The organism is Spectribacter acetivorans (genome assembly GCF_031846305.1).
GTDB classification, from domain to species: Bacteria; Pseudomonadota; Gammaproteobacteria; order Nevskiales; family Salinisphaeraceae; genus Spectribacter; species Spectribacter acetivorans.
This window is the reverse complement of the sequence record NZ_JAVRHY010000007.1, coordinates 65108-91946: the sequence shown is the minus strand read 5'-3', so window position 1 is coordinate 91946 and position 26839 is coordinate 65108. Positions and strand designations below refer to the sequence as shown.

The following is a 26839-nucleotide window of genomic DNA, read 5'->3' as shown; positions in this document are numbered from 1 at the left end:
GTCGGTCGGGAACGAAACGGGCCGCCTCGCAAGGCGGCCCGTCAGTGAGAACAAGCCGTTTGGTGGTGTCAGCTGGTCGACTTGGTACCCGAACCGCCGCTTCCGCTCTTGCTCGCCGGGCTGGTCTTGCGGGCGGTCGTCGACTTGCGCGCGGTTGTGGTCTTGCGGGCCGCGGGCTTTCTGGCGGTGGTGGACCGCTTGGTCGTCGACGTGCTCTTGCGGGCAGTGCCGTCGGTCTTGCTTGCCGCGGTGCTGCGCTTGGCGGTGGAGCGGGCCGTGGTGCCGGACTTGCGGGCGGTCGACTTCGTCGCCGTCTTGGCGGTGCTGCGCCGGGTCGTCGAGCGGGTCCCGGAAGACTTCGTTGCAGTCGACTTACCGGTGGCGGTCTTCTTGGCGCCGGTTGCCGCCTGGCCCGTGTCGTTGAGGCTCTTGCGGATTTCCTCGTTGATCTGCTGGCGCGTCTTGTCGAGAATCTGCAGGCTTTCGCGGGCGTTGGCCATGATGCGGTCGATGGTGTCCTGCATCAGCCGAAGCTGGGATGTCGCGATGTCACGCGGGTCGCCGCCCTTGCGCAGCGACTTGATGTTCTTGAGCGCTTCCTCGTAGTGCTTCTTGATGGCATTGAGCTCGTGCTCGGCCAGGCGCTCGATGCCGTCGAAAACCGCCTTGTTGGTCGACGTCATCGCCTTCGTGTAACTCTTGCGCAGCTTGTCGACTTCCTTGCGAAGCTGCGTCGCGCGACTCTCTTTTTTTGCCATCAGCCCTGTCTCCCGGCGTGGTAAGTGCGATTTGAGTGTAGGCCGGCCCCCGGACGCTGTCAAAAGCCGGTTAAATCAAGCCTTGAACGATCTCCGCCGGAGCAGTTCCGACCCCGTCGACGGGGCCCGTGTCGGCTGGAAAAGCTGGGTCGGGCAGCATGATTACCGGACATGGACAGGTTGGTCGGCCGTCGGCCGGACCGGGTGCGGCTGCCCGCCGGTGCTGCTGGCAGATGCGATCGGACAAATGTTCAATCAGGCGCACCGGCCCGCATGGGAATGCCGATGAGGCCGACGGTGAGACGCCGACGGCCTGATTGTGTGCGCTGCCGCAATACGCTAGAGTATGGTGCGCGAAAAAGCACGACGATGAGGTCCGTGACAAGCGGGCCCGCCCGGCGCGTTGGCGCCCGGTTATCCATACAGACTCGCGGGAGACGCAATCATGGTTTATGAGGGATCGAAGCTGTCGGTCACGCTGGCCGACGGTATCGCCGATTTGCGGTTCGACGCCGCCGACGAATCCGTCAACAAGTTCGATGCGGCCACCGTGCGCGAGCTGGGCGAGGCCGCCGCGGCGCTGAAGCAGGCCGATGGCCTGCAGGGCGTGGTGGTGACCAGTGGCAAGCCGGTGTTCATCGTCGGCGCCGACATCACCGAGTTCGGCGAGATGTTCAAGCAGCCGGACGACGAATTCCTGGCCGGCATGAAGGCATCGAACGACGTCTTCAACGCGATCGAGGACCTTGGCGTACCCACGGTGACCGCCATCAACGGGCTGGCGCTCGGCGGCGGTTTCGAGATGTGTCTGGCCACCGACTACCGCGTGATGGCCCAGTCCGCGCAGATCGGCTTTCCCGAGGTGAAGCTCGGCATCATTCCGGGGTTCGGCGGTACCGTGCGCTTCCCGCGGCTGGTGGGTGCCGACAACGCGGTGGAATGGATCTGTACCGGTAGTCAGAACCGTGCCGATGCCGCCCTGAAGCTGGGCGCGGTGGACGCGGTCGTCGCGGATGATCAGGTCGAGGCCGCTGCCCGCGATCTGCTGGCCAAGGCGATTGCCGGCGACTTCGACTGGCAGGCCCGCAACGCTCAGAAGAAGGCGGCGCTGGGTCTGAACCAGGTCGAGGCGATGATGTCGTTCGAGACCGCCAAGGGTTATGTCGCCCAGCAGTCCAAGGGCCAGTACCCGGCCCCGGTGGAAGCGGTCAAGCGCATCCAGGCGGCGGCCGGCATGACCCGCGACGACGCGCTCGCCGAAGAGGGCAAGGGTTTCCTCGCGGTGGCCCGCACGCCGGAAGCGGACGCCTTGATCGGGCTGTTCCTCAACGACCAGCTGATCAAGCGCAAGAACAAGGGGCACGGCAAGATCGCCCGGGATGTCAATCAGGCGGCCGTTCTTGGCGCCGGCATCATGGGCGGCGGCATCGCCTATCAGTCGGCTCTCAAGGGCGTGCCGATCACCATGAAGGATATCGCCGAGAATGCGCTGCAGCAGGGTCTCGACGAGGCGGCCAAGCACTTCGACAAGCGCGTCTCCCGCGGCAAGATGGACACCGCCAAGATGGCCGCCGGCATGGGTCGTATCCGGCCGACGCTGTCCTACGCCGAATTCGGCAACGTGGACGTGGTGATCGAGGCGGTCACCGAGAATCCGAAGATCAAGAAGTCGGTGCTTGCAGAAACCGAGGAGGCGGTCGGCGAGAACGCCGTGATTGCCTCCAACACGTCGTCGATCTCGATCGACGATCTGGCGGCCGGGCTCAAGCGGCCCGCCAACTTCCTCGGCATGCACTTCTTCAACCCGGTGCATGCGATGCCGCTGGTGGAAGTGGTCAAGGGTGACAAGAGTTCCGACGAAGCCGTCGCCACCGTGGTGGCGTATGCCGCCAAGCTGGGCAAGACCCCGATCGTGGTCAACAACTGCCCCGGTTTTCTGGTCAACCGCATCCTGTTCCCGTACTTCTTCGGATTTCAGGCGCTGGTGTCCGGTGGCGTGGACTTTGCCCGCATCGACAAGGTGATGGAGACATTCGGCTGGCCCATGGGCCCTGCCTACCTGTCCGACGTGGTGGGCATGGATACCTCGCAGCATGTCGAGGAAGTTCTGGCCGCGGGTTACCCGGACCGGATGAAGGCGCAGTCGCAGTCCTCCCTGGACGTGATGGTGGAAGCAGGCCGCTACGGTCAGAAGACCGGCTCCGGTTACTACAAGTACGAGCAGGACAAGAAGGGCAAGCCGAAGAAGACGGTGGACGAGGCCGCCTACGAACTGGTGGCGAAGGTGCAGCCGGACGGAAGCCGCGAGGCCGGCGACGACGAGATCGTCGAACGCATGATGATTCCGATGATCATCGAGGCGGCCCGCTGTCTCGAGGAAGGTATCGTCGCCACCCCCAATGAACTGGATATGGGACTGGTGCTGGGCGTCGGCTTCCCGCCGTTCCGGGGCGGGGCATTGAAGTACGCCGATCGCCTGGGCCTGGCCCACGTCGTCGAGCGTGCGGATGCCCATGCCGAACTCGGCAAGCTCTACGAGCCGACCGCGCGGATGCGCGAGATGGCGGCCAACGGTGAGCAGTATTATTCGTAAGTAACGCAAACCGCAAAGGGCGCAATGTTCGCAAAGGGTTTTGATCGAAAAAGCGGAACTCGCTTTACCTTTGCGTCTTTTGCGAACTTCGCGGTTGGTGTCTTGCTCAATTCGGCAACTAGCCGAAACAGGAGAACCCTATGCAGGATGTAGTCATTGTCGACGCGGTTCGCAGCGCCATGGGCCGTTCCAAGGGCGGCATGTTCCGCAACGTGCGGGCCGAAACGCTGTCGGCTGATCTGATCAAGGCACTGCTGGCCCGCAACGAAGCGGTCGAGCCGGATGCCGTCGAGGACGTGATCTGGGGTTGCGTGCAGCAGACCCTGGAACAGGGTTTCAATATCGCCCGCAACGCCGCGCTGCTGGCCGGCCTGCCGCACGAGGTACCGGGGCAGACGGTCAACCGGCTGTGCGGTTCCTCGATGCAGGCCATCCATACCGCCGCCGGGGCCATCCAGAGCGGTCATGATGGCGTGTATATCTGCGGCGGGGTCGAGCACATGGGCCATGTGCCGATGACCCACGGCATCGATTTCAACCCGCAGCTGGCCCGCCATACCGCCAAGGCCGCCGGCATGATGGGCCTGACCGCCGAGATGCTCGGCACCATGCACAACGTCACGCGTGAAGCGCAGGATGCGTTCGCGGTGCAGTCACATCAGCGGGCGCATCAGGCCAACCAGGACGGCAGCTTTGCCGACGAGATCGTGCCGATGGCCGGTCATGATGCCAACGGTTTCGCCCAGCAATGCGACGCCGACGAAGTGGTGCGGGCCGACGCCAACGTGGAATCCCTGGCGGCCCTGCGGCCCGCGTTCAATCCGAAAGGGTCGGTAACCGCGGGCAATGCCTCGGCCATTTCCGACGGGGCGGCGGCGGTCCTGGTGATGTCCGCTGACAAGGCGAAAGCCCTGGGCCTGACCCCGATGGCCCGCATCCGCGGCATGGCAGTGGCCGGTTGCGACCCCTCGATCATGGGCCGCGGTCCCGTCCCGGCCAGCAAGAAGGCGCTGGAACGGGCCGGCGTGTCGCTGGCCGACATGGACTACTTCGAGCTCAACGAAGCCTTTGCCGCCCAGAGCCTGGCGGTGCTGCGAGAGATGCAGCTCGAGGATCGTCAGGACGTGATCAACATCCGCGGCGGCGCGATCGCCCTGGGGCATCCGCTGGGCACGTCCGGCGCCCGCATCACGGGCGCGCTGGCGCACATTCTTCAGGACAAGGATGCCAATCTGGGTCTGGCCACGATGTGCATCGGCATGGGGCAGGGGATTGCGACCGTGATCGAACGCATGAACTGATCGCCTGACGGATTATCGGCGGCATGAAGAAGCCCGCATGGCACATGCCATGCGGGCTTTTTCGTTTCCGGCCGGGCCGATACTTATCCCGGCTGCGGGACGGCTCCGGTCGGCGGATCGTCGAGTTCCGCGATCGCGGCACGCAGCGCCGCCACCCGGTCCGTGAACCAGTGGTCGGCCGGCACCAGCTGGGTGACGTCGAGTGCTGCCAGCACATCCTGGACTTCCTGGTTGGCGCCGGTGATGAACAGCGAGCGGCCGTAATCGTTGGCGTCCTCGGCAATCGTCTCCACTGCCTTGGCCGCGGAAACATCCAGATGCGGCACATGCGAGAAGTCCATGATCACCACGCTCGTTTCGCCCGAGGAACGCTCGCGCACGTGATGACCCAGGTCCGCGGCGGCGCCGAAACTCAGTGGGCCGGAAAAGTCGAACAGCGTGACCCGGCCGCCGGCGGACCGGAGCAGTTCCGCGGTTTCAGCGTCATCCACGTCGTCGGTGTCCGACTGCAGCGAGGCCAGCTGCAGGTCCGCGATTTCCTTCACGAAGGCCAGGGCCGCCAGCACCACGCCGACCGCCACCGCCGTGATCAGGTCGACGAACACGGTCAGGCCAAGCACCAGGGCCATCAGCACCAGATCCCAGCGCGGGCCGCGATGCGCGTGCATCAGATAGCGCCAGTCGATGATGTCGTAACCCACCTTGACCAGAATGCCGGCCAGCACGGCATGCGGAATCTGCGATGCCAGCGGGCTCAGTACCAGCACGATCGCCAGCAGCAACAGCGCGTGCGTCATGCCGGAAATCCGGGTCTTGCCGCCGGTGCGGATGTTGACCACTGTGCGCATGGTGGCCCCGGCACCCGGGATGGCGCCGAAGAAACCGGCCACCGTGTTGCCGATGCCCTGGCCGATCAGCTCCTTGTTGGAGTCGTGTCGCTCGCGGGTCATGTTGTCGGCCACCAGCGAGGTCAGCAGACTGTCGATACCGCACAGCACCGCCAGGATGATCGCCGCCTCGAACACCACGAACAGCGAATCCTGACTGAAGGTCGGCATCACGAAATCGGGCAGGCCGGTGGGAATATCGCCGAGGACCGGTATGCCGGGCAGCGCCAGTCCGGCGACCGAGCAGATGATCAGTGCCGCCAGCGGTCCCGGCAGGAACCTGCCGAGCTTGCCCGGCCAGGTGAACACGATGACCAGCGTGGCCAGCCCCAGCAGCAGGGCCCAGATATTGGGCGCCATGATCGCACCGGGCACGGCGGCCAGCGCCGGGATGGTGCCGGTGTCCGCGGGTTCGTGGCCGAACAGTCTTGCCAGCTGCAGGGCGATGATGATGCAGCCGATGCCGCTCATGAACCCTGACACAACCGGGTAGGGAACCAGCCGGATGTAGCGCCCCAGCCCCAGGATTCCCATCAGTACCAGCAGGCCGCCTGCCATGACCACACTGGTAAACACCAGCGCCGGATTATCGGCCAAGCTTGCGTAGACGCCCGCGAACACTACCACCATGGGCCCGGTCGGGCCGGTCACCTGCGGGCCGGTACCGCCGAACAGCGACGCGAAGAAACCGACCAGGATGGCGCCCCAGAGCCCGGCGATGGGGCCGGCGCCGGAGGCCTCGCCGAAGGCCAGCGCCAGCGGCAGGGCCACGATACCGGCGGTCACGCCGCCGAACAGGTCGCCCTTGAGATTGCTCGTATCCAGAAAGGCCATCGAATCGTCTCCGTATTGCGGAATCAGCCCGCGTTCTCGCGCAGGCTGGCGTATGCCCGGTCCAGCGGCTCGAAGGCGTCGCGGTCCGGGTTGTGGGCGCGGATTTGCCCGCTGCCGATGTCATAGACCCAGGCATGCAGCCGGATACCGTCGGCCGCCAGTCGTGCCGCCACCGCTGGATGGGTGCGAAGATGCTGCAGCTGGACCAGCGTGTTCTGTTCGATTACCCGGTCGAGCTGATCCGCGCCGTCGAGCTCGGGATGGTTATGGCGCACCGTCGTCACCGCGGCGTGACAGTGGGTCAGCCACTGGCCGACCTGCGGGAACCCGGAAAGATTCTCCGGCGCCAGTGCTCCGGTCATGGCGCCACAGCCGGAATGGCCGCAGACGATGACGTCACGCACGTTCAGGGCGCCGACGGCATACTCCACCGACGCCGCCGTGCCCTCGGCGCCCCCGCCATAGGGCGGCACGATGTTGCCGGCATTGCGGCAGACGAACAGGTCGCCGGGGTCGGCGCCGGTGATCAGACTGGGATCGACGCGGGAATCCGCGCAGGTGATGAACAGTGTTGCCGGTGACTGGCCGCCGGCCAGTTCCGCGAACAGTTCGCGGTAATCGGCGAAACGCTCCCCTTGGAAGCGTTCGATGCCGTCGAGAATCTTGTCCATGTCGAAACCTTTGTGCGGAAAGACAATTAGTGCGGCAGGCTAGGCAACATCTGGCAATCGCGTAAGTCATAAGTTCTGATAAATTATGATCGTAGAATACGATCACATGAGGAAGCCGCTTGGCCGAGCCCACCATCAAGCAGTTGCGTTGCTTTGCCGCGGTGGCGGAACACGGCGGTGTTCGGCGTGCGGCGCTGCGCCTCGGCGTGAGTCAGCCCACCCTCACGGCCCAGCTGGCCGCGCTCGAGGCAACGCTGGGCATTTCGCTGATCGAGCGCTCGCGTTCGGGTGCCCTGGTCACCGCCCTCGGGCGTTCCCTGTTGCCGCACGTGGATAGGCTGCTGCGGGAAAGTCGGGAAATCGTCAATTTCGCGCGCGAGGCGGCGGATTCACCCTCGGCCACGCATCGGCTTGGTGTGTTGCCCACCCTGGGGCCGTATCTGCTGCCCGACGTGATCCCGGAACTGCATCGGCGCTTTCCGGCACTGCGCATTTTCGTCAAGGAGGATGGCCCGCGGGAACTCGAGGCCGGCCTGGCGGACGGCCAGTACGACCTGATTCTGGCCTCGGCGCCGCTGGAGGATCGCGACATGGCGTCGACGCCGCTGTTCAGCGAGCAAATGCATCTGGTGTCCGCGCCGGATCATCCGCTGGCGGACCTCCCGCAGGTCCGGCCGACCGATTGCGTGGATCAGAATTTCCTGGTGATCGAGGAGCGCCACCGCTCGTTCCTGCAGGTGCAGGGCGTCGCCCGCGATTACGGTTTCCGCCTGATGCGCGACTTCGAGGGCACCAGCCTGGACACCCTGCGCCAGATGATCGGCACCGGCCTGGGCGTGTCGTTCCTGCCGTCGCTCTATATCCGTTCGGAGATCGGCCCGCGCCATGACGTGATCCGCCTGGAGGCCGCATTCGACACGCCAAGCCGGGATATCGTGCTGGCCTGGCGGCCGCGCTCGGCCCAGCGGCACTGGTATCAGCAGCTGGCCGGCATCATTCGCCAGATCTGCGCCCGGGATCTGGCTGACCATGTGGTGGTGGCGGCGGGGCCGTGAGAGATTGCGTGCCGGTTGCCGATGCCCACCGGGATGCGACGCCCGGCGTTCCCGGCTACGCTGTTCGCCCGGCCGCTGCGATAATGCAGGCGGCAATCCTGCCCAGATGAAGAGAGACTTGATGCGCTTGTTTCCGACGCCGCCGCTTGTGACCGGACTCGGGCTCCTGCTCGGCATGTGCGGTACCGCGTGGGCCCAGTCCGCCGACGTGCCCGCGCCCGGGGCCGCCGAGACGGTCAGCGACGAGTCACGGCCGCAGGCCACCTACGATCTGATCATCGCGCCGGCAGAGGATCCGGGCGGCATTGACGCCAATCTCGCGGCGACCCGGACCGTCGACGGCCCGTTGTCCCGGCGCGTCTACCGCTCGCCGGCTGATCAGTCACCCGAGGCCGTGCTCGATGCCATGGCCGGGGACCTGCGCGAGGCCGGATTCGAGATCGTGTTCCGCTGCGCCGACGAGGCCTGTGGCGGTCCCGCGTTCCTGCAGGCCAGCCCCGGCGGCCGGCATGACGCCGAGCGCTTCATTCTCGATACCGGCGCGGTGGGCTACCTGGCGGCTCGCGATGATCGGCCCGGCGGCGACCGTTTCGTGGCGGTCCAGAGCAGCGCCTCGGCGGCCGGTGAGGGTGTATTCACCCTGGTTGACGTGATTGACGCCAGTCCTCGAGAACTCTCCGCCATCACGGTGGATGCCGAGGAAATGGGTCGGCGGTTGGACGAGCAGGGCCGGGTGGCGCTCTACGGCATTTATTTCGATACCGACAGTGCTCGGTTGCGGGATGCCTCGGACCCCACGCTCACCGAGATCGGCAAGCTGATGCGCCAGCGCCCCGATCTGCGTCTGCTGGTGGTCGGGCATACCGATACCCGCGGCGAATTAGAGTACAACATCGATCTGTCGCGACGGCGGGCGGAGGCCGTGGTGGAAGCGCTGGTCGGCGATCAGGATGTGACCCGCGGCCGTCTCAAGCCCTGGGGCGTGGGTTTCACCTCGCCGGCGGCCAGCAACAGCGACGCGGATGGCCGTTCCCGCAACCGCCGGGTCGAACTGGTGGTCTGGTAGCGCCGCGGCGACAGCCGTCAGTTCAGACTGAATTCGATGTCGACCTCGAGCTCGATGCGGTTCCGGCGCAGGTCATCGGGCATGGCCGGCAGGGGCTGAGCCCGGTCGATGAGCGCCTCGACCTCACGGTCGAGCAAGGCGATGCCGGAGCTTTCCAGGATGCGGTATTCGAGGATGTTGCCCTCGCGATCCACCACGAAATAGATGCGTACGACGCCCTCGTCGCCGCGCTGCTGCGCCTGTTCCGGATACTGCTTGTTGTCTGACAGCCAGCCCCGCACGGTGTCGATGTAGGCCTCGGTGGGGTCGCCGCCGCCACGGGTCGGTTCGCGGGTCTCCGGCTCGGGGGTGGCATCCGGCGTGATCGTGAGCGCTTCGACTGTTTCCGACGGGACGGTGGGGTCGGCCGTCTCCGCACTTGGCTGGTCCGCCGCGGATGCCGCGAGCACATCCTGATCACTGGCCTCGGGCACGGGATTGTCGCGGGTCGGGGCCTCCGCCACGTCGGGTGCCGGCACGTCGGGCTCGACCGCCTCTACCGGCTCCGGTGCCGGGGCGGCCGCGCTGCTCATCGCGTCGCCCATCGATTCCAGGTTGATCTTCACGCCCTGTTCGGATGGGACCAGGGCGCTGGGCGAGTTCGGCACCAGTAGCATGATCAGTGCGGCGATGCCGGCATGGAGCAGGGCGGCCAGCAGGCCGGCGCCCAGCCAGTGCCGGCGCAGCGGCAGCGCCGTCATGGCGAGGCGCTGGTGGTCAACAGACGCAACTCATCGACGCCGGCGTCGTGCAGTTGCTGCATCACCGCCACCACGCGCGTGGCCGCAACGGCCCCGTCTGCCTTGAGGCGGACCCGGGGGGCATCGTCGCCGGTTCGCTGCCGGCCGACCCGTTCGGCGAGTTCCGCCAGCGGTACGACATCGCCGTCGATGGCCACCCGATCGTCGGTCATCATCTGGACCAGCACGCCTTCGGCGCGCGCCGGGTCCTCGCTTTCGGATTCCGGCGGCTCGATCGGCAGCGGGTCGGGAGTGGCCAGGCGCCCGGCCAGCATGAAGAAGATCAGCAGCAGGAACACGATATTGGTCAGCGGCAGAATCCGCTCGTCCTCGTTACGTGGTCGGCGGGAGCGGGGAAATTTCATCGCGGTCCGTCGCCCCCGAGCATGGACAGATTGCGCGCGCCCGCGGCGGTGAGTCGGTCGAGCACGGCGACCGCGTCCTGCAGTGAAACGCCCTCGGCCGGCCGCACCAGCACGCGGCGGTCCGGGTTGTCTTCCAGTCTCGCGCTGACCCGCCGCGCCAGGCCCTGCGGCGTGACGTACTGACCGCCAAGCCGGATGCCGTCGGTGCGGACTTCCACCAGCAGCGCGCCCTCCATGGTGGGTTGCCCCCCGCCGCGGCTGGGAGCGTCCAGTGCAATCGAATGCAGGTCGAGAAAGCTCGATGCCAGCATGAAGAACAGCAGCAGGATGAACACCACGTCGATCAGTGGTGTCAGCCCTACCAGCGGCCGGCGGCGCGCCGGACTATTCGCCAAGCGGGCGGACTTCAACGCGTTCGGGGTCGAGCTCATGGCCGTGCACGGCGGGGGCCCGTGACAGATCCATGGTGAAAACCTGGGTGACGACGTTGTCCATGTCGTGGGCCAGCCGGTCCACCACCCGCTCCAGCCAGTTCAGGGCCACGATCACCGGCATGGCCACCGCGAGGCCGGCCGCGGTGGTCAGCAGCGCCTGCCAGATGCCCCCGGACAGGATCGCCGGGTTGACCTGGCTGCCCGCCGCTTCCAGATCCCGGAACGCCTCGATCATGCCGAGCACGGTGCCGAAAAGGCCCAGCAGCGGCGCCAGCGAGGCGATCACCTCGAGCGGGCGGAAATGGCTGCGCAGGGTTTCCAGTTGATCCGCGCCATAGCGCAGCACTTCCTCACGAACCAGCTCATCGGCCAGGTCTACGCGGTGCTTGCCGCGGATGGCGCGGGCCAGCACCTGCGCCACCGGGTTACGCGATTTGCCGGCGATGGCGGCCGCGTCCCCGGCGCTGCCGGCCCGGTACACCTTGAGGGCGCTTGTCGCGGTGCGGCGGTCGCCGACGCGCATGGCCGAGAACTGCCAGAGCTTGAGCAGCACGATGGTCAGCGCGAGGATCGACATGGCGATAAGCAGGGCCACCACCGGACCGCCCAGCGCAATCATCTCGAGTACGCCACCAGCCCAGGCCTCGGCCCGGCTCAGAAAATCGTTCATGCCCCCTCCAAGCGGAAAAGCGATTGCCGCGGGTGCGCGCTGCCGGCTTCCGCCGTGTACGTCACGCTACTTGATGAATGGTACCGGGCCACGGGCCCGGACTGAAATATCGGCCAGGCAGTTTTCGCGGTCGCCGTCGGCATCGCGGCAATCCAGGATCTGGTTGAGCAGCATCTGGCCGATGTCGTCACAGGCCAGGCCGCCGATGTCGAATACCTTGAGGCTGGTCTTGCCGGCGGGCAGTGGCGCCAGGTCCACCGCCAGGCGCTTGTTGACGATGCCGTCGGCATCGAACATCACCACGTCCGCGCGTAGCTGGTCGAAATCCGCCTCGGTCTGATTACGCGCCACGACGTAGGCGCGGCAAGCGTCATCCAGGGCGGAGAGCTTGTTCAGTTCCAGTCGGACCTGACGCGGGCCGTCGTCGTCTTGCGTATCGCCCATGGGCTTGTCGGTTGCGGCGGCCGATTCGCTCGGCGAACGCCCCTCGGCGCGGTCGGGGCCGGGATCCGGGCCGTCTTCCGCGTTGCCGGCGTCGGCCGGTATCACGGGGGCCTGCTCATCGGCGACAGGCTGGTCGGACGATGATTCCTCGGCGGTCCCGGAAACGGCCCAGAGCAGCAAGGCGATGAGGGCCAGTGAACGATGAATGGGCATGGTGGTACTCCTTGAGCAGGCCGACATGATCCCGCGAGCCCGTACCTCGGTATGTCAGGCCCTAGTCTACGTCAAGACAAGCCCCGCGGCCGACGGTTCCAGTCGACACCGGTTGCCGGCCATGGCCACAATCACCGCATTTCCGATCCGAGAGGGCAAACGGTGGCAATACTCGAGCGTATCCAGGCATCCGACCATGAACAATTGCTGTTCACTCGCGACCGTGACACCGGGTTGCGCACGATCATCGCCATTCACGACACCACACGTGGGCCGGGACTCGGCGGGATCCGCATCCGCGAGTACGACAGCGAAGCCGATGCCGTCGACGACGTGCTGCGGCTATCGCAGGCGATGAGTTACAAGAATGCCTGCGCCGGTCTGGCGTTCGGTGGCGCGAAGGCCGTGATACTGGGGCCACTGCCCGCCGATCGCCGCGCCGCGTTCCTCGCCATGGGCCGTATCGTGGAAGGGCTGGCCGGTCGGTATGTCGCCACCGAGGACATGGGCATGGCGGAAGCCGACATCGCGGTGCTCAACGAGGTGACCGAGTTCGCCGTGGGCCGGTCGCGCGAAGCTGGCGGATCGGGTGATCCCTCGCCGCATACCGCCCTGGGTGTGTTCGTGGGCATGCGCGCCACGGTCCGCGCCGCGGGACTGGGCGACGGCATGCGTGGTCTGTCCGTTGCGGTACAGGGCTGCGGCAAGGTGGGGCTGGGTCTTATCGGGCACCTGATCGACGCGGGCGCTCGCGTGATCGCAGCGGATACTGATACCGACGGCGTTGCCGAGGCCCGCGAACTGGGCGCCGAGATCGTGAATGCCGATCAGATACTAGCCGCGGAAGTCGATGTGCTGGCGCCCTGCGCGATTGGCGGGGTGTTGAATGAGGCCACCATCCCGACGCTGCGTTGCCGCGCCGTGGCCGGTGGCGCCAATAACCAGCTGGCGACCGAGGCCGACGCCGATCGTCTGGCAGCACGCGGCATCGTCTATGCCCCGGATTTCGTGATCAACGCCGGCGGCGTGATCAACGTGGGGGATGAATTGGCGCCCGGAGGTTATTCACCGGAGCGGGTTCGGGGCAGGGTGATGGACATCGAGCAGACGCTGGCGGAGATTTTCGGCGAGTCTCGCGAGTCACGGCAGAACACGGCCGGTATCGCGGTTGCCCGTGCTCAGGGCCTTCTCCGCGGTCGCTGAACACGGGCCTGAATCCGAGAAAGAGACGGCCGGCCGCCTCGTAAGGAGGTGGCCGGCCTTCGGCCTTCTTCAGTTATTCGCTGGAAATGGTAACGGCTGGGCCTTCCAGCGGCAGATTGTCGGCTACCGCATTGCCGGTTTGCCCGGTTGCAGTGACCTGCATCAGGGTGAACTGGAGATTGCCGGTCGGGGGCATCATGCCGCCGCCGTCATCGCCACCACCGCCGCCACCGCCGCCGCTGCCGCCACAGGCACTAAGTCCTACCGCCAGGGCCAGAGCAGCGAGGGGCCAGGCGATTCGGCGCCGCAGACCGCCAAGCGATGCGAGAGCCAGGAACAGACCGCCACCGGCGAACAGCATGGAACTGCTTGACGTCATGGCGGTACTGGTGTCCGCGGCGATATCGATCACGATGATATAGCTCTCGTCGCCGCCGTCCGCCATCAAAGTACGTTCCGGATTCAGCGTGACGAAGAATTGCCCGGACGCGTTGATCTGGACATTCCCGATCGGCATGGCGCTGGCTTCACCGGCATCCAGGTTGCCGTTGCCATTGTTGTCGAGATAGACCTCGGCATCCGCGATGTTGGTGCTCACATCGCCCGTCACGGTGCCATTGAAGCCGTCGACATCCACTGATTCGACCGTATTATTAGTCAGCGTGAAGGCCAGGGCCGTCACGTTCTCGTCGCCTGATATCGCCGGTACTTCGGCCGGACCATTTCCGGTGAGGGTCAGAACCGGATTTCGCGTGAACTCCACTGCGCCGATATCACAACCCTCAATGCCATTACCGTCGCCATCGAAATCGCGGACCACGCCGCGCTGATCCCGATTGTCGATTGGCGCCGCGTCGCAAATGGTGTCGTTGCCGGCGTCGACGGCCGGGCTGCCGAAGGGGGCAACGTGAATCAGGGTATTGCCGGACACGGTCAACTCATCGAGCTGTGCGTCACCGGTCAGAACATCCCCGGTGACATTGGCGCCGGACGTATTGCCGATGAAACTGCTATCCGCTGTTACGTCGCCGAACGCATCAGGCCCGTCGTTGGTGCCGGCGTTATCGATCCTGTTGTTATCGATAATGGTGTTGTTGGCCGTGATGAAGGCGCCGTCCACGCTGGCGATGCCACCACCATTAGTCACCGACTCATTCTGGGTGACGGTCACATTGATAAGCGTGGTGGTGCCGCCGTCATTGAAAACGCCGCCGCCGCCGCGCAGGCCGCCGGCTATCGTGCTGCTGGCCGTGGCCATGTTGTTGGAAACGGTCGAGTTGGCCACCGTCAGGGTGCCGGCGCCCGAGTTCCACAGCCCGCCGCCCTCGGAGGCCGTGTTGAACACGATGGCGCTGTCATCCACGGTTACGTCGCCGGCACCCGTGGTGTGCAGGGCGCCGCCGTTGCCGGGGGTGTTGCCGGTGATGTTGCCGCGGGTTTCATCCAGGCCGCCGATGACGGTCCGGGTGATCTCCACGCTGCCGGCGTTGTTTTCGATACCGCCGCCCGCGCGCTGTGAGGTGTTGGCGAAGATCGAACTACGGTCGATCGTCAGCGTGGCTGTTACACCGTCATCGGCATCGCCGTCGTTGAAGGCCGCGCCGCCACTACCGGACGTACCGGTGGCATCATTCCCGTTCAGGGCGCTGCTGGTGATGATGAGCGTGCCAGCCTGATTGAATACGCCGCCACCGCCCTGATCGGCGGCGTCGCCGTTGGCGGTGTTGTTCTCGATAATCGAGTCAGTGACGGACATTTCGCCAGCGTTGTTCCAGAGGCCGCCGCCTTCGGCCGCGGTGTTGTTCCGGATGGTGCTGTTCATCACCACGATGTTGCCGTTGCCGGTCACGTGCAGACCACCACCGTTGCCCGGGTTGTCGCCGCCGTTGTTACCGCTCAGCGTGACGTCGGTCAGCGTCACGGCGTTCGCCGTGACGCCGGATGCGTCCTCGATGCCGCCACCGGCGCGATTGGCGCGATTTCCGGTAATGCTGCTGCTGGTGATGTCCACTGTGCCGTCGACCGCGTTGAAAATGCCGCCGCCGCTGCCGAGGTCGCCATCGGCGCGGTTGTCGTCGATCGTGGTGTTATCCCGGATGGTCAATGTGCCGCCGTTGTTGAAGATGCCGCCGCCGCCATCATCGGCTGCATCACCGCTGGCGGTGTTGGTCTGGATGACCGCGTCCTCGACGATCATCGTTCCGGCGCCGTTCCACAGCGCGCCGCCTTCCCGGGCCGCGGTGTTGTTGCGATAAGTGCCGCCGAAGACTTCAATCGTGGTGACGCCGGTGCTGTCACTCACGTGCAGGAAACCGCCATTGCCGGGATTGGCCGGTGTATTGCCAACAGTGCCGGTGCGGTTGCCGTCGGCCGTGATGCCGGAAATCCGCAGATTCTCCGTATTGCCGGAGGCGTCTTCGATGCCGCCGCCGGCGCGAACCGCCGCATTGCCGTTGTAATTACCGCCGTTGATGGTCAGCTGCCCGGCACTGGTTTCGGTCCGGCCATTGAAGATGGCGCCGCCACTGCCGGACTCGCCATCGGCCTGGTTGTTGCTGAAGTCGGCCTGATCCACATTCAGGACGCCGCCGTTGTTGAACAGCGCGCCGCCACCGTCGTCTGCCGCGGGTCCCGAGGCGATGTTGTTGGTGTAGGTGCCGTTGGTGACCGTCATGGTCTGGCCGGCGTTGTTCCACAGCGCGCCGCCTTCTCGGGCGGCGATGTTCCCGGTCGCTGTAATATTGGTGAATTCGGTATCACCGGCAGTCACGTGCACGGCGCCGCCATTGCCGGGGTTTGGTGCATTGCCGCCGGCATTATTCTGCGCGAATGCGGTTCCGCTGAAGGTGGCGCTCCCGTCCAGTTGCTCAACGCCGCCGCCGGCGCGAAACGCCGTATTGCCGCTGATATTGCCATCAGTGACGTTCAGGTTGCCGGCGTTGAGAATGCCGCCACCGTTACCGGCGAGGCCGGTCACGCTGTTGCCGAGAATATTCGAGTCCTCGAGGACCAGGTTGCCGCTGTTGAAGATGCCGCCGCCGCCTTCGCCGGGCGCGTCCGCGGTGGATTCGTTGCCGGCCACGAGTGTGTTGATCAGTGTCAGGCTGTTCGACGATGCACCCGTACCAGTGGTGTTGTGAATGCCGCCACCGTTGCCGTTCTGGGGATCACCTGCGGCGGCGAGGCCGTTGGCCACGATCAGGTTTTGGAACGTCACGCTGCCGCTATTGCCGGCCGCGCTCGTGTCGGTGTCGACGAAAAACACGCGAGCACTTTCGCCGCCGCTGATGGCCATGCGGTTCTCGTCAATCGAGTCATCGGCGCTATCGCCGAGAAGACCAAGTAGAGAACCGAGGCCGTCCACCAGAGCGCCGAGTAATCCGCCGGACTGCGGCGCTTCCACGAATCCGTCAATCGTGACGTCATCCTCGATACGCAAGCTACCTTCCGTCAGGACAACGATCTGCCCCTCGCCTGCGAGATCCACATCATCGAAGTTGATGATGTCCCCGTCGGCATCACCCATGGAACCGTTGGTAACGCAAGCGTCCTCGCCCCCCGGAATGCCATTGGCGAGCGCAACGGCCTCACGCAGCGTGCACTCACCATCGTCGACCTCGTTGTCGGCGGTGGTGGTTACCGTGAAGGTGGCCGCGTTGGCTGTGGCAGCGAACACAGCCGCCCCGATCAAGCTCGCGAAAACAGCGTTCGAGATGAACGGGCGAAGGAAGGCGCGTGATGTTCCCCGGCGCATGGCGAATACCCCTAGCGTATTGGTTGTAAGGCGAGTTTAACGCCTAAGCAAGCCAGAGGGTGGGCGACCTGTCAAACCGCAGGCCGCCCCGGTCCGCAGGAATTCGTCGCCCGGCTAGGCGGCTTCCCGGAACACCAGGCTGCCGTCCTCTCCGCTGTTTACCTGAATGCACATACCGGCGCTGAATTCCCCGGCCAGAATACGCTTGGCCAGCGGGTTCTCGATCTGCGTCTGGATCGCCCGCTTGAGGGGCCGGGCACCGTAGACGGGGTCGAAACCGGCCTCGGCCAGCTTGTCCAGCGCGGCATCGCTGATGTCGATGCGGAGGTCGCGCTCGGCGAGTCGGGCTTCCAGGTGCTGCATCTGGATGCGGGCGATGGAGCGGATCTGCTCGCGCCCCAGCGGGTGGAAGACCACTGTCTCGTCGATGCGATTGATGAACTCGGGGCGAAAGTGCGAGCCGACGACTTCCATCACCGACTCCTTCATTGCGTCGTACTCGTCCTCGCCCGCCAGTTCCTGGATCAGCTGGCTGCCCAGATTGGAGGTCATCACGATCACGGCATTGCGAAAGTCCACCGTGCGACCGTGGCCGTCGGTCAGGCGGCCGTCGTCCAGCACCTGGAGCAGGATGTTGAAGACCTCCGAATGGGCCTTTTCGACTTCGTCCAGCAGGATCACAGCGTAGGGCTTGCGGCGGACGGCTTCGGTCAGGTAGCCGCCTTCCTCGTAGCCGACGTAGCCGGGCGGGGCGCCGATCAGCCGTGCCACAGAATGGCGTTCCATGAACTCGGACATGTCGATGCGGACCATGGCCTCTTCGGTGTCGAACAGGAAGGTCGCCAAGGCCTTGCACAGCTCGGTCTTGCCCACGCCAGTGGGGCCGAGAAACAGGAACGAGCCGATCGGCCGGTTGGGGTCGGACAGCCCGGAGCGGGCCCGGCGAATCGCGTCGGACACGGCCGTGACCGCCTCGTCCTGGCCAATCACCCGTTCGTGCAGCGCCTCTTCCATGCGCAGGAGCTTGTCGCGCTCGGCTTCGAGCATTCGCGCAACCGGCACGCCGGTCCATTTGGACACGATCTCGGCGATTTCCTCCTCGGTGACGCTGTTGCGCAGCAGGCGGTTGCCGGATGAATCGGCCTCCGCGGCCTGGGCTTCGGCGAGTTTCTTCTCCAGTTCCGGGATGCGGCCGTACTCGAACTCCGCCGCGCGGTTCAGATCGCCGGCCCGGCGGGCGGCATCCTTTTCGTGGCGGGCGCGGTCGAGCTCTTCCTTGAGGCTGGCGGCGCCGGTGAGCGTTGCCTTCTCGGCGGTCCAGATTTCCTCCAGGTCGGCATATTCCCGTTCGGCCTGCTCGATGTCGGATTCGAGTTTCTCCAGCCGCTTCTTCGAGGCCTCGTCGGATTCCTTCTTGAGCGCCTCCCGCTCCATCTTGAGCTGAATCAGGCGCCGATCGAGCACGTCCAGTTCCTCCGGCTTGGAGTCGATCTCGATGCGGATACGGCTGGCGGCTTCGTCGATCAGGTCGATCGCCTTGTCCGGCAGCTTGCGGTCGGTGATGTAGCGCTGGGACAGCCTCGCCGCGGCGATGATGGCGCCGTCGGTGATGTCCACCCCGTGGTGGACCTCGTAGCGCTCCTTGAGGCCGCGCAGGATGGCGACCGTGTCCTCCATATCCGGCTCATCGACCAGCACCTTCTGGAAGCGTCGCTCCAGGGCGGCGTCCTTTTCGATGTTTTGGCGATATTCGTTCAGCGTGGTGGCGCCGATGCAGTGCAACTCGCCGCGGGCCAGGGCCGGCTTGAGCATGTTGCCGGCGTCCATCGCGCCCTCGGCTTTGCCGGCGCCGACCAGCGTGTGGATTTCGTCGATGAACAGGATGATCCGGCCTTCCTGTTTCGACAGGTCGGTGAGCACGCCCTTGAGTCGCTCCTCGAAGTCGCCGCGGTACTTGGCGCCGGCCAGCATCGCGCCCAGGTCCAGCGACAGGACTCGCTTGTCCTTCAGCCCCTCGGGCACCTCGCGATTGATGATGCGCTGGGCAAGCCCTTCCACGATGGCGGTCTTGCCCACGCCGGGGTCGCCCACCAGGGCCGGGTTGTTCTTGGTGCGGCGGGACAACACCTGAATCACGCGACGGATTTCCTCGTCACGACCGATCACCGGGTCCAGCTTGCCCTGTTCGGCCCGCTCGGTCAGGTCGATGGTGTACTTGTCCAGGGCGCCGCGCTGTTCCTCGGCGTTCGGGTCGTTGACGGCCTCACCGCCGCGGACCTTATCGATGGCGGTGCTCAGGTTGTTCTTGCTGGCCCCGGAATTGCGCAGGAGCTTGCCGATGGCGCCCTTGTCGTCGACCGCCGCCAGCGCGAACAGCTCGCTGGAAATATAGGCGTCGCCGCGCTGCTGGGCGGCCTTGTCGGTCAGGTTCAGCAGGCGGTTGAGCTCGCTGCTCACGCCGACGTTGCCGGTGGCCTGCTGCAGCGTGGGCAGGCTTTCCAGTGCCTGCTGCAGGCCGGCGCGCAGTCCGCGCACATCCACGCCGGCGTTGTCCAGCAATTGATGTACGCTGCCGCCCTGCTGATCGAGCAGCGCGAGCATCAGATGGGCGGGCTCGATCTGCGTATGATCGCGGCCGACGGCCAGGCTTTGCGCTTCCATCAGCGCCTGCTGGAATTTGCTCGTGAGTTTGTCCATTCGCATGTGGTGCGTCCTCGCAATTCGGTACCGGCGCCGGGCGCCGTTTACAGTTGTGGATAACTTGCGGGCGCGGCCCGGGCTTTCAAGCGGTGCCGGACACGAAAAACGATCGCGACCGAGGTAATCGATGACCAAGTCGTACAAGAACCCCGAGTTCATGATGGGGCCGGAGGCCCGGCCGTTGCGGATCCTGGCGGAGTACCTGGAGCCGAAGGATCGGCTGCAGGCCCAGCAGGTGAATCGCGCACTGATCTTCTTCGGCTCGGCGCGGCTGAAGCCCGGCCGTCACGATCCGGTGAACGAGAGCGTGGATTACTACGATCAGGCCCGGCTGCTGGCCGCCCGGCTGGCCCGCTGGACCATCGATACGCACGATCCGGGTCAGCGCTATTTCATCTGCACCGGTGGCGGGCCGGGCATCATGGAGGCAGCCAACCGCGGCGCGGCCGATGTCGATCGATCGCTGTCGATGGGGCTGAATATCTCGCTGCCGCACGAGCAGTCGGCCAACCCGTATCTCAGCGAGCCGCTGAATTTCGAGTTCCACTACTTCTTCATGCGCAAGTTCTGGTTCATGAACGTGGCGCATGCGCTGGTCATCTTCCCCGGCGGCTTCGGCACCATGGACGAGTTGTTCGAGGTGCTGACACTAATCCAGACCGGCAAGCAGCGCCGCATGCCGGTGATTCTCTATGGCAGCGAATTCTGGCGGCGTCTGATCGATTTCGACGTATTCGTCGAGATGGGCCTGATCAGCCGGGACGACCGCGAACTGATTCACATGGTCGACCATGTCAACGAGGCTTTCGAGGTGTTGCGTGACGCGCTTCCGGATGTCGAGCCTGAGGCGTAACGGCGGCCATCGTGCTGCGGCGCTTCTGTGCGCCATACTGCTGGCCCTGTCGGCTTGCAGTCGCGATGCGGCATTCGAGCGCCAGGCGCCGGACGTGTCCGTTCCCGAAACACCGCCCGTCACGCTGCCGCATGAAGGAAGCGAACTGGCGTTCGCCGAGGCCTATCCCGACCCCGAAAGCGTAACCGCCGATGCCGCTGCGGCGCTCGATGACTGGTGCACGGCACTGGCCGATCGCCTGCACAGCGTGTCGAAAGCCGATTGCGCCAGCGGTTTCGAGCTGACCGGCCATGAATCCGTGCACGGGCGGCCGATTACCGTTCGGCCGGTACCGGCCAGTGAGCAGACGCCGCGGGGCCGGGTGCTGCTGATCGGCGGCACCCATGGGGACGAACTCACCTCCGTGAGTCTGGTATTCCAGTGGCTGTCCTGGCTGGAGGCAGCCGGCAGTGCCTACCACTGGCGCATCATCCCGGCGATGAATCCGGATGGCCTGTTTGCCCGGCCGGCGCGACGAGTGAACGCCAACGGCGTGGATCTGAACCGGAACCTGCCCACGCCGGGGTGGGAAACCGCCAGCCGCGATTACTGGCGTGATACCGGGCGGAGTGAACGGCGTTTCCCCGGCGATGCGGCGGCCAGCGAGCCGGAAACCCGGTGGCTGGTCGACGAGATCGAGCACTACAGGCCGGATGTCATCGTCACCCTCCATGCGCCCTACGGGGTTCTGGATTACGACGGCGAACCGGCGCCGCCCCCGCGCCTGGGTCCGCTCGAGCTGAATCGTCTCGGGGTGTTTCCGGGATCACTCGGCAATTACGGCGCCCGGTATCTGGATATCCCCGTGGTGACGGTGGAGCTTACCCACGCTACCCGCATGCCGGCGGCGGATCAGGCCCGCGCGATGTGGCGGGACCTCACCCGGTGGCTGGACAGCAGTATCGCGCCGCATGTGCGGCAGGCGCAGCGTCGACGCGACGAACGCGCCTCGGGCGGCTGATCCGAGCCACGCCTACTCCGGCTCGCCCTCGCGATAGCGATTGTGCAGCTTCACCGGCGCCCGCTTGCGGCTGGCGCGTAAGCGCAGATTGAGCATTTCCACCCCTAGCGAAAAGCCCATCGCGAAGTAGATGTAGCCCTTGGGAATGTGGAACGACAACCCCTCGGCAATCAGCGTCACGCCGATCAGGATTAGGAACGACAACGCCAGCATCTTAACCGTGGGGTGATCGTCGACAAAGCGGCCGACCGGACCCGCCGCCACCATCATCACGACGATGGACACCACGATTGCCGCGATCATTACCGGCACATGCTCGGCCAGACCGACGGCAGTAATCACCGAGTCCAGCGAAAACACCATGTCCAGCACCGCGATCTGGGCGATCACCGCCCCCATGGTGGCCGTGGCCTTGGCGGACCCGCTGTCCGATTCGCCGCCTTCTTCCAGGCTGTGGTGGATTTCCAGCGTGCTCTTGCCGAGCAGGAACAGGCCACCCACGATCAGGATGACGTCGCGCCAGGACATTTCGAACCCGCCCAGGGCGAATAGCGGCTCGGTCAGCCCCATGATCCAGGCGATCGACAGAAGCAGTACCACCCGCATGCCCAGAGCCAGTGACAGGCCGATCATGCGGGCCTTCTGACGCTGCTCTACGGGCAGCCGGCCGGCCAGGATCGAGATGAACACGATGTTGTCGATGCCCAGAACGATCTCCAGCGCGGCCAGCGTCAGGAAAGCGATCCAGACGTTCGGGTCGGCAAGAAGCTCCATGAGATATCCCTGGTGAGACGGACGTATCCGCGCGACTCTATCGCATTCGGCCGGCCACGTGAGTGGCCTAGTCCGGGTGGTCTAACCAGCCGGCACGGCGAGCCCGGTACCAGTCTCGCGAATGGTCGACGTCGGCCAGCGGCCGCGTCTCCTGCCAGCGCCAGCCCAGCCGACGCAGGCGGTGCCGCGTCTGGCCGATCACGCGCGGTGTGCTCCAGGTGACGCCGCGGAACAGGCGCGCGGCGGGTGAGCGCAGGCCCACCAGCGCGTAGCCGCCGTCTTCGGTGGGACCGAGTACGGCATCGTGGCCGGCGTTCAGTGCCGCCAGGGCATCGTCCAGATCAGCCACGTTCAGGCTCGGGCAGTCGCTGCCAACCAGCAGAACGGGCCCGGCGCCTCGGCGAAGCTGCCCGGTAAGGGCGCGGTGCATTCGCTGCCCCAGATCCCCCCGTGGCTGGCGGTGCAGGCAGCAGCCGAATCGGCGCCGGAGCTGGAGAAACAGGGGATGACGAGTGTCGGGGGCACACACGAGATGAACACCCGCCGCGCCGGTACCCACGGCCGTTTCGACCGTTTGGATGAGCATGGCCCGGTACACCCGGGCGGCACGCACCGTGCCGATGCCGCGGGACAGCCGCGACTTGCAGGCACCGGGTATCGGTGCCCGGGCGAAGATGAGAATCTCAGCCATGGCCGTTTCCCGGTGCCGGGGCAGGAATTGTTGAACCCGCGATTTGCATCGGTGCTAGAATACGCCGCCGTTGGGGCCGTAGCTCAGTTGGGAGAGCGCAGCAATCGCACTGCTGAGGTCGCCGGTTCGATTCCGGCCGGCTCCACCACGTTTCGTTTTCGACAAGGGCCTGCGCACGCGGGCCCTTGTCGTTTGCGCCGTCCGGATCACGGATCGCTCGCCCGTAGATGCGGCGGCAACAGGCGCTGGATATCCGGGTTTCGCCACCGCGGGTCGATCAGCCAGACGCCGCCCTCGTCCCGGGTCGAGCGGATCACCCGACCGGCGGCCTGCACCACCTTGCGCAGCCCCGGATATAAATAGGTGAATCGGTATCCCTCGCCGGCGCCCATCAGGGTCTCGATGCGTCGGGCCATGCGTTGGTTGCGATCGTCGAATGCCGGCAGTCCCAGCGTGACAATGAACGCCCCCACCAGGCGGTCGCCGGGCAGGTCGATGCCCTCGCTGAACACGCCGCCGAGCACGGCAAACACAACCTGCCGCGCGGATGGTTCGAATGCCGCCAGCAACCGCTTGCGGTCCCGGTCCGACATCGCCGGTGTCTGTCGGCGGCAGGCAACATCGGGGCAGTCCCGTTCGAACGCATCCGCCACCGTACGCAGATACGCGAAGCTGCTGAAGAACACCAGATAGTTGCCCGGCCGGCGGCGTACGGCCCGGCCGATCAGGGCCGCGATGGGGGCGGCGGATGCATGGCGCATAGCCGGGGCAGTCGGGATGTCGGTCACATGCCGCATCTGCAACTGCTCGCGCCGGAATGCGCTGGGCGCGTCGCATACGGGGACATCGGCTTCGAAACCGAGCATCCGCTGGTAGAACGAGACCGGTGACAGCGTGGCGGAAAAGGCGATCACGCTGACGGCGCTGTGCAGTCGCGGCGCCAGATGCGGGCCCGGCACCACATTCTCGATGGTCACCCGGGTGAGGTTTTCCCGGAACAGACCCTGTTGCCGTTCGGCGCGAGTGATATCGCAGAACGAATGCGGGCCGAAGGCTTCCGTGAGTCGCAGCACGGCCAGCACGGCGAAGCAGATATCCAGCAGCGCCTGGTCCGCCCCGTCCGGGTCGTGGGCGAGATAGGCGGTGATGGCGGCGGCGGTGCTGGTCAGGGTCTGGTAGACCTGGGTCGGCAGGGCCCGGGTGTCAGCGTTGGCGTCGTCTTCCACGCCGGGCTCGAGCGTCGACAGCGCCCCGTCCAGCGCCTGTAATGCGGGCCGTACGGCGGCGGGCAGGTCGGCGGCAGCCGCGCGTAGGTCGGCCTGGTCGAGGCTGGCCGAGTACATGGCCCGGGCGCGGTCGATCAGGTTATGGGCTTCGTCGACCAGTACGGCCACCCGCCAGCGGTACTCGCGGGTCAGCGCGTGCAGCAGGGCGCTCTGGTCGAAGTAGTAGTGATAATCACCGATCACCACATCCGACCAGTGCGCCATCTCCTGGCCCAGATAGTAGGGGCATATCCGGTGCGCTGCGGCGATGGTCTTCAGGCGCAGCGGGGTGAGCTCATGATGTTCCGCAGCGGCCTGCCGGGCGGCGGGCAGGCGGTCGAAGAAACCCCGGGCCAGCGGACAGGACTGGCCGTGACAGGCCTTGTCCGGATGCTCGCAGGCGCGATCGCGGGCGGTGAGCACCAGCCGCCGCAGCGGCAACGGCCGCTCATCCGCCGCCACGCTGTCCAGCGCCTTGACCGCCTCCTGCTGCGCCGAGGTCTTGGCGGTCAGATAGAACAGCCGGTCCAGCTGCCCGTTGCCGAGTGCGACCAGCGCGGGATAGAGCGTGCCCAGCGTCTTGCCCACGCCGGTCGGTGCCTGGGCCAGCAGATCGGTTTGCTCGCGGATGGCGATATCCACGGCGGTCATCAGCCGCGCCTGCCCGACCGTGGGCTGGGCATGGGGAAAGGTCAGGTCCCGCAGGGCGGCATTGCGACGCCGGACGTGATCGGCCTGGGCATCGGCCCATTTCAGGTAGCAGTCCGCCTGTTCGATCAGTGCGGCCTCGAGCGCGTCAGCGTCGGCCAACCAGGGCTCGGCATGTTCCTGTCGGTGATCCACGTCGTAATACACGAGTCGCAGTTCGATCCGGGCCAGCCGGTGTTCCCGGCAGTACAGGGCGCCATAGGTCTCCAGCTGGGCCCGGTGCAGAGCCCGATGGTTCTCCGGTATCCGATCGTAACGGCCGCGGAAGGTCTTGATTTCCTCGATTGCCAGCGGGCTGGCCGCGACCCCGTCGATCCGCCCGGTCAGGCGGAGGCCGTTGATCACGCCGGTAATCGGCACCTCGGTGCGGTAATCGCCGGGCCGGCGTCTGGCCACGGCGGCGTGACCGGCCATGCCCTGGGCCGCGGTGGGCGAGGGCGTGAAACGGTGGTCGAGATCCCCGCGGCGGGCCACGAAGGCGCAGAACGCGCGTACCGATGCGGAAAATGCCGGTGCACTTGTCACATCGCTGGCGGTATTCGGGGCGCTCAAGAGTTGCGCCAATCAGCGGTCGGATCGGTGATCTCGGTTTGCCGGTATTGCCGGCCAGCGGCATTCATGAAGGAGGCATAGCGTCCGCACATGGCGGCCGATCATGCCATGCCGTCTGGCGGTCGGGGTATTCAGGGCGCGTACTGCCAGCCCACCACCAGCATGCCGTCGCTTTCCAGTTGCGGCCCGTCCAGCCGCTGGTACACAGGATAAAGTAGCTCGACTGCCAGACGGTGGCCCGCCAGCCCGCCGCCGGCCTGCCAGTTCATTCCCAGCCCGATATCCGCACGGGTGCCGCCGCGCCGATCGCTCTCGGCGGTGGGGATGAAACCGGTGTTGGCCACCGCCAGCTCGCGGTCCTGCCCGTCATAATTGTTCCAGTCACGGGCCGCCAGGCGGGCAGACAGGCTGATGTTCTCGCTGACCGGCCGGGCCAGCCACCCGCTGGCCTCGAACAGCTCGCCCTGGGAGTAATCGTTGTCGTTGCGCCCCAGACGGAACGTGGCCAGGGCCTGGGTACCCCAGCTCCAGACGCCGGTATCACCGCGCCAGGTCAGCCCGATGCGCGGGTCGAACGTGCCGCTGCCCAGTTGCATGGGGTACGGAAGCTGCGCGGGGCAGTTGCCCATCATTCGGCAGCGGGGGGTGTCGTCGCGTTCATCGATGGAGCCGGTGGGCAGGCTGAGCCCCAGATTGAGCAACAGGCTGTGGCGGGGGGTGTCATGCAGCCGCAGGATGCCGCCGATGGAGGCATCGCCGATGCCGCTCGACTCGGTGGTGAAGCGCGTGCCGTTGCGCACCCGATGGTCCATTTCCTTCTCGACGTAGGGCAGCATCGCCATCAGGGTGAAGCGGTCGCTGACGGCGAACATGGCGCCCAGCATGTGCATCTCGGTGGTCATCTCCAGTGGCGCGACGGTGAACCCTTGACCGGCCGGGTCGGTGATCTCGGCCGGGCTGATGTCATCGCGACCGAGCCGATTGCCGTCCATGTGCATGCGCATGTAGCGATACGAGAACATCCATTCCCCGGTCTCGTGGGCGTGATCACCATGCACGCCAATCGGGGCGTGCCCATCGGGTCCGGCGAACGCGAAGCCGTCATGGGCGGAAACAGGGGCCGCGAACAGCATCAGGATCAGCGCGGTAATACGGGCCATGACAGGTATCTCTCGAAGGGCTGACAGTAGTGGCCGCGAAGCCTAAGCGGCCCCGGCGGAACTGACCATGCGGCAGAATGTCGCACCTGCCGTTGGTTCCCGGCCGGGC

The 26839-nt window shown here is 65.9% G+C and carries 21 protein-coding genes and 1 tRNA gene; 8 read left to right on the top strand and 14 right to left on the bottom strand.

Going from position 1 to position 26839, the window contains the following annotated elements:
* Positions 1-68: 68 nt before the first annotated feature.
* A complete protein-coding gene (locus RM531_RS09585) occupies positions 69-758 on the bottom strand; it encodes a phasin family protein (protein WP_311658906.1) in 690 nt (229 codons plus the stop codon).
* 445 nt (positions 759-1203) lie between these two features.
* On the opposite strand from RM531_RS09585, the gene fadB reads away from it, so the two are divergent.
* Together fadB and fadA are read left to right on the top strand one after the other, a co-directional pair.
* Positions 1204-3351, top strand: coding sequence for a fatty acid oxidation complex subunit alpha FadB (gene fadB / locus RM531_RS09580; protein WP_311658905.1), 2148 nt, complete (start codon positions 1204-1206; stop codon positions 3349-3351).
* Positions 3352-3491: 140 nt separating this feature from the next.
* Positions 3492-4652: an acetyl-CoA C-acyltransferase FadA gene (gene fadA, locus RM531_RS09575; RefSeq protein ID WP_311658904.1), complete on the top strand. Its 1161-nt coding sequence runs from the start codon at positions 3492-3494 to the stop codon at positions 4650-4652.
* A gap of 83 nt (positions 4653-4735) precedes the next feature.
* Here fadA and RM531_RS09570 read toward each other — a convergent pair whose 3' ends face one another.
* Together RM531_RS09570 and RM531_RS09565 are read right to left on the bottom strand one after the other, a co-directional pair.
* Entirely contained in the window at positions 4736-6373 is a 1638-nt protein-coding gene (locus RM531_RS09570) for a SulP family inorganic anion transporter (RefSeq protein WP_311658903.1), read from the bottom strand.
* Positions 6374-6396: 23 nt separating this feature from the next.
* A complete protein-coding gene (locus tag RM531_RS09565; protein ID WP_311658902.1) occupies positions 6397-7044 on the bottom strand; it encodes a carbonic anhydrase in 648 nt (215 codons plus the stop codon).
* A gap of 119 nt (positions 7045-7163) precedes the next feature.
* Here RM531_RS09565 and RM531_RS09560 point away from each other — a divergent pair, with 119 nt between their 5' ends.
* Positions 7164-8099 (top strand): hydrogen peroxide-inducible genes activator, encoded by a 936-nt coding sequence (locus tag RM531_RS09560; RefSeq protein ID WP_311658901.1) that lies wholly within the window; start codon positions 7164-7166, stop codon positions 8097-8099.
* Between the two features lie 121 nt (positions 8100-8220).
* Positions 8221-9165, top strand: a complete 945-nt coding sequence (locus RM531_RS09555; protein ID WP_311658900.1) for an OmpA family protein — start codon at positions 8221-8223, stop codon at positions 9163-9165.
* 17 nt (positions 9166-9182) lie between these two features.
* On the opposite strand, the gene RM531_RS09550 is transcribed toward RM531_RS09555, so the two are convergent.
* The 5 genes from RM531_RS09550 to RM531_RS09530 form a co-directional block, all read right to left on the bottom strand.
* Complete coding sequence (locus RM531_RS09550; protein WP_311658899.1) at positions 9183-9905, bottom strand: energy transducer TonB; 723 nt, start codon at positions 9903-9905, stop codon at positions 9183-9185.
* A complete protein-coding gene (locus tag RM531_RS09545) occupies positions 9902-10309 on the bottom strand; it encodes an ExbD/TolR family protein (RefSeq protein WP_311658898.1) in 408 nt (135 codons plus the stop codon). The genes RM531_RS09550 and RM531_RS09545 overlap by 4 nt, the downstream gene beginning before the upstream one ends.
* Positions 10306-10740, bottom strand: coding sequence for an ExbD/TolR family protein (locus tag RM531_RS09540; protein ID WP_349255425.1), 435 nt, complete (start codon positions 10738-10740; stop codon positions 10306-10308). Before RM531_RS09540 ends, RM531_RS09545 begins: the two co-directional genes overlap by 4 nt.
* A complete protein-coding gene (locus RM531_RS09535) occupies positions 10694-11413 on the bottom strand; it encodes a MotA/TolQ/ExbB proton channel family protein (protein ID WP_311658895.1) in 720 nt (239 codons plus the stop codon). Before RM531_RS09535 ends, RM531_RS09540 begins: the two co-directional genes overlap by 47 nt.
* Before the next feature lie 66 nt (positions 11414-11479).
* Positions 11480-12070, bottom strand: coding sequence for a hypothetical protein (locus RM531_RS09530; RefSeq protein ID WP_311658894.1), 591 nt, complete (start codon positions 12068-12070; stop codon positions 11480-11482).
* Between the two features lie 162 nt (positions 12071-12232).
* Here RM531_RS09530 and RM531_RS09525 point away from each other — a divergent pair, with 162 nt between their 5' ends.
* On the top strand, positions 12233-13273 hold the full coding sequence (locus RM531_RS09525; protein ID WP_311658893.1) for a Glu/Leu/Phe/Val family dehydrogenase: 1041 nt from the start codon (positions 12233-12235) through the stop codon (positions 13271-13273).
* 73 nt (positions 13274-13346) lie between these two features.
* Here RM531_RS09525 and RM531_RS09520 read toward each other — a convergent pair whose 3' ends face one another.
* Both RM531_RS09520 and clpB read right to left on the bottom strand, forming a co-directional pair.
* Positions 13347-16949, bottom strand: coding sequence for a beta strand repeat-containing protein (locus RM531_RS09520; RefSeq protein WP_311658892.1), 3603 nt, complete (start codon positions 16947-16949; stop codon positions 13347-13349).
* A gap of 192 nt (positions 16950-17141) precedes the next feature.
* Positions 17142-19724 (bottom strand): ATP-dependent chaperone ClpB, encoded by a 2583-nt coding sequence (gene clpB / locus RM531_RS09515; RefSeq protein WP_349255427.1) that lies wholly within the window; start codon positions 19722-19724, stop codon positions 17142-17144.
* A 130-nt stretch (positions 19725-19854) separates the two neighbouring features.
* Here clpB and RM531_RS09510 point away from each other — a divergent pair, with 130 nt between their 5' ends.
* Together RM531_RS09510 and RM531_RS09505 are read left to right on the top strand one after the other, a co-directional pair.
* Positions 19855-20580 carry an LOG family protein gene (locus RM531_RS09510; RefSeq protein WP_311658890.1) on the top strand — a complete coding sequence of 242 codons (726 nt, stop codon included), beginning with the start codon at positions 19855-19857 and terminating at the stop codon, positions 20578-20580.
* Positions 20561-21580 carry a M14 family zinc carboxypeptidase gene (locus RM531_RS09505; protein ID WP_311658889.1) on the top strand — a complete coding sequence of 340 codons (1020 nt, stop codon included), beginning with the start codon at positions 20561-20563 and terminating at the stop codon, positions 21578-21580. The genes RM531_RS09510 and RM531_RS09505 overlap by 20 nt, the downstream gene beginning before the upstream one ends.
* 12 nt (positions 21581-21592) lie before the next feature.
* Here RM531_RS09505 and RM531_RS09500 read toward each other — a convergent pair whose 3' ends face one another.
* Positions 21593-22354, bottom strand: a complete 762-nt coding sequence (locus tag RM531_RS09500; protein WP_311658888.1) for a TerC family protein — start codon at positions 22352-22354, stop codon at positions 21593-21595.
* A 67-nt stretch (positions 22355-22421) separates the two neighbouring features.
* Complete coding sequence (locus tag RM531_RS09495) at positions 22422-23045, bottom strand: TIGR04282 family arsenosugar biosynthesis glycosyltransferase (protein ID WP_311658887.1); 624 nt, start codon at positions 23043-23045, stop codon at positions 22422-22424.
* 72 nt (positions 23046-23117) lie between these two features.
* Here RM531_RS09495 and RM531_RS09490 point away from each other — a divergent pair.
* Positions 23118-23193: transfer RNA gene (locus RM531_RS09490), tRNA-Ala, on the top strand.
* Between the two features lie 58 nt (positions 23194-23251).
* On the opposite strand, the gene RM531_RS09485 is transcribed toward RM531_RS09490, so the two are convergent.
* Together RM531_RS09485 and RM531_RS09480 are read right to left on the bottom strand one after the other, a co-directional pair.
* Positions 23252-25570, bottom strand: a complete 2319-nt coding sequence (locus RM531_RS09485) for an ATP-dependent DNA helicase (RefSeq protein WP_311658886.1) — start codon at positions 25568-25570, stop codon at positions 23252-23254.
* 131 nt (positions 25571-25701) lie between these two features.
* On the bottom strand, positions 25702-26730 hold the full coding sequence (locus RM531_RS09480; protein WP_311658885.1) for a transporter: 1029 nt from the start codon (positions 26728-26730) through the stop codon (positions 25702-25704).
* Positions 26731-26839: the final 109 nt, after the last annotated feature.

Coding starts and splice junctions, on each gene's coding strand:
- RM531_RS09585 (WP_311658906.1), bottom strand. CDS start 758: ATGGCAAAAAAAGAGAGTCGCGCGACGCAGCTTCGCAAGGAAGTCGAC.
- fadB (WP_311658905.1), top strand. CDS start 1,204: ATGGTTTATGAGGGATCGAAGCTGTCGGTCACGCTGGCCGACGGTATC.
- fadA (WP_311658904.1), top strand. CDS start 3,492: ATGCAGGATGTAGTCATTGTCGACGCGGTTCGCAGCGCCATGGGCCGT.
- RM531_RS09570 (WP_311658903.1), bottom strand. CDS start 6,373: ATGGCCTTTCTGGATACGAGCAATCTCAAGGGCGACCTGTTCGGCGGC.
- RM531_RS09565 (WP_311658902.1), bottom strand. CDS start 7,044: ATGGACAAGATTCTCGACGGCATCGAACGCTTCCAAGGGGAGCGTTTC.
- RM531_RS09555 (WP_311658900.1), top strand. CDS start 8,221: ATGCGCTTGTTTCCGACGCCGCCGCTTGTGACCGGACTCGGGCTCCTG.
- RM531_RS09550 (WP_311658899.1), bottom strand. CDS start 9,905: ATGACGGCGCTGCCGCTGCGCCGGCACTGGCTGGGCGCCGGCCTGCTG.
- RM531_RS09545 (WP_311658898.1), bottom strand. CDS start 10,309: ATGAAATTTCCCCGCTCCCGCCGACCACGTAACGAGGACGAGCGGATT.
- RM531_RS09540 (WP_349255425.1), bottom strand. CDS start 10,740: ATGAGCTCGACCCCGAACGCGTTGAAGTCCGCCCGCTTGGCGAATAGT.
- RM531_RS09535 (WP_311658895.1), bottom strand. CDS start 11,413: ATGAACGATTTTCTGAGCCGGGCCGAGGCCTGGGCTGGTGGCGTACTC.
- RM531_RS09530 (WP_311658894.1), bottom strand. CDS start 12,070: ATGCCCATTCATCGTTCACTGGCCCTCATCGCCTTGCTGCTCTGGGCC.
- clpB (WP_349255427.1), bottom strand. CDS start 19,724: ATGGACAAACTCACGAGCAAATTCCAGCAGGCGCTGATGGAAGCGCAA.
- RM531_RS09510 (WP_311658890.1), top strand. CDS start 19,855: ATGACCAAGTCGTACAAGAACCCCGAGTTCATGATGGGGCCGGAGGCC.
- RM531_RS09505 (WP_311658889.1), top strand. CDS start 20,561: ATGTCGAGCCTGAGGCGTAACGGCGGCCATCGTGCTGCGGCGCTTCTG.
- RM531_RS09500 (WP_311658888.1), bottom strand. CDS start 22,354: ATGGAGCTTCTTGCCGACCCGAACGTCTGGATCGCTTTCCTGACGCTG.
- RM531_RS09495 (WP_311658887.1), bottom strand. CDS start 23,045: ATGGCTGAGATTCTCATCTTCGCCCGGGCACCGATACCCGGTGCCTGC.
- RM531_RS09480 (WP_311658885.1), bottom strand. CDS start 26,730: ATGGCCCGTATTACCGCGCTGATCCTGATGCTGTTCGCGGCCCCTGTT.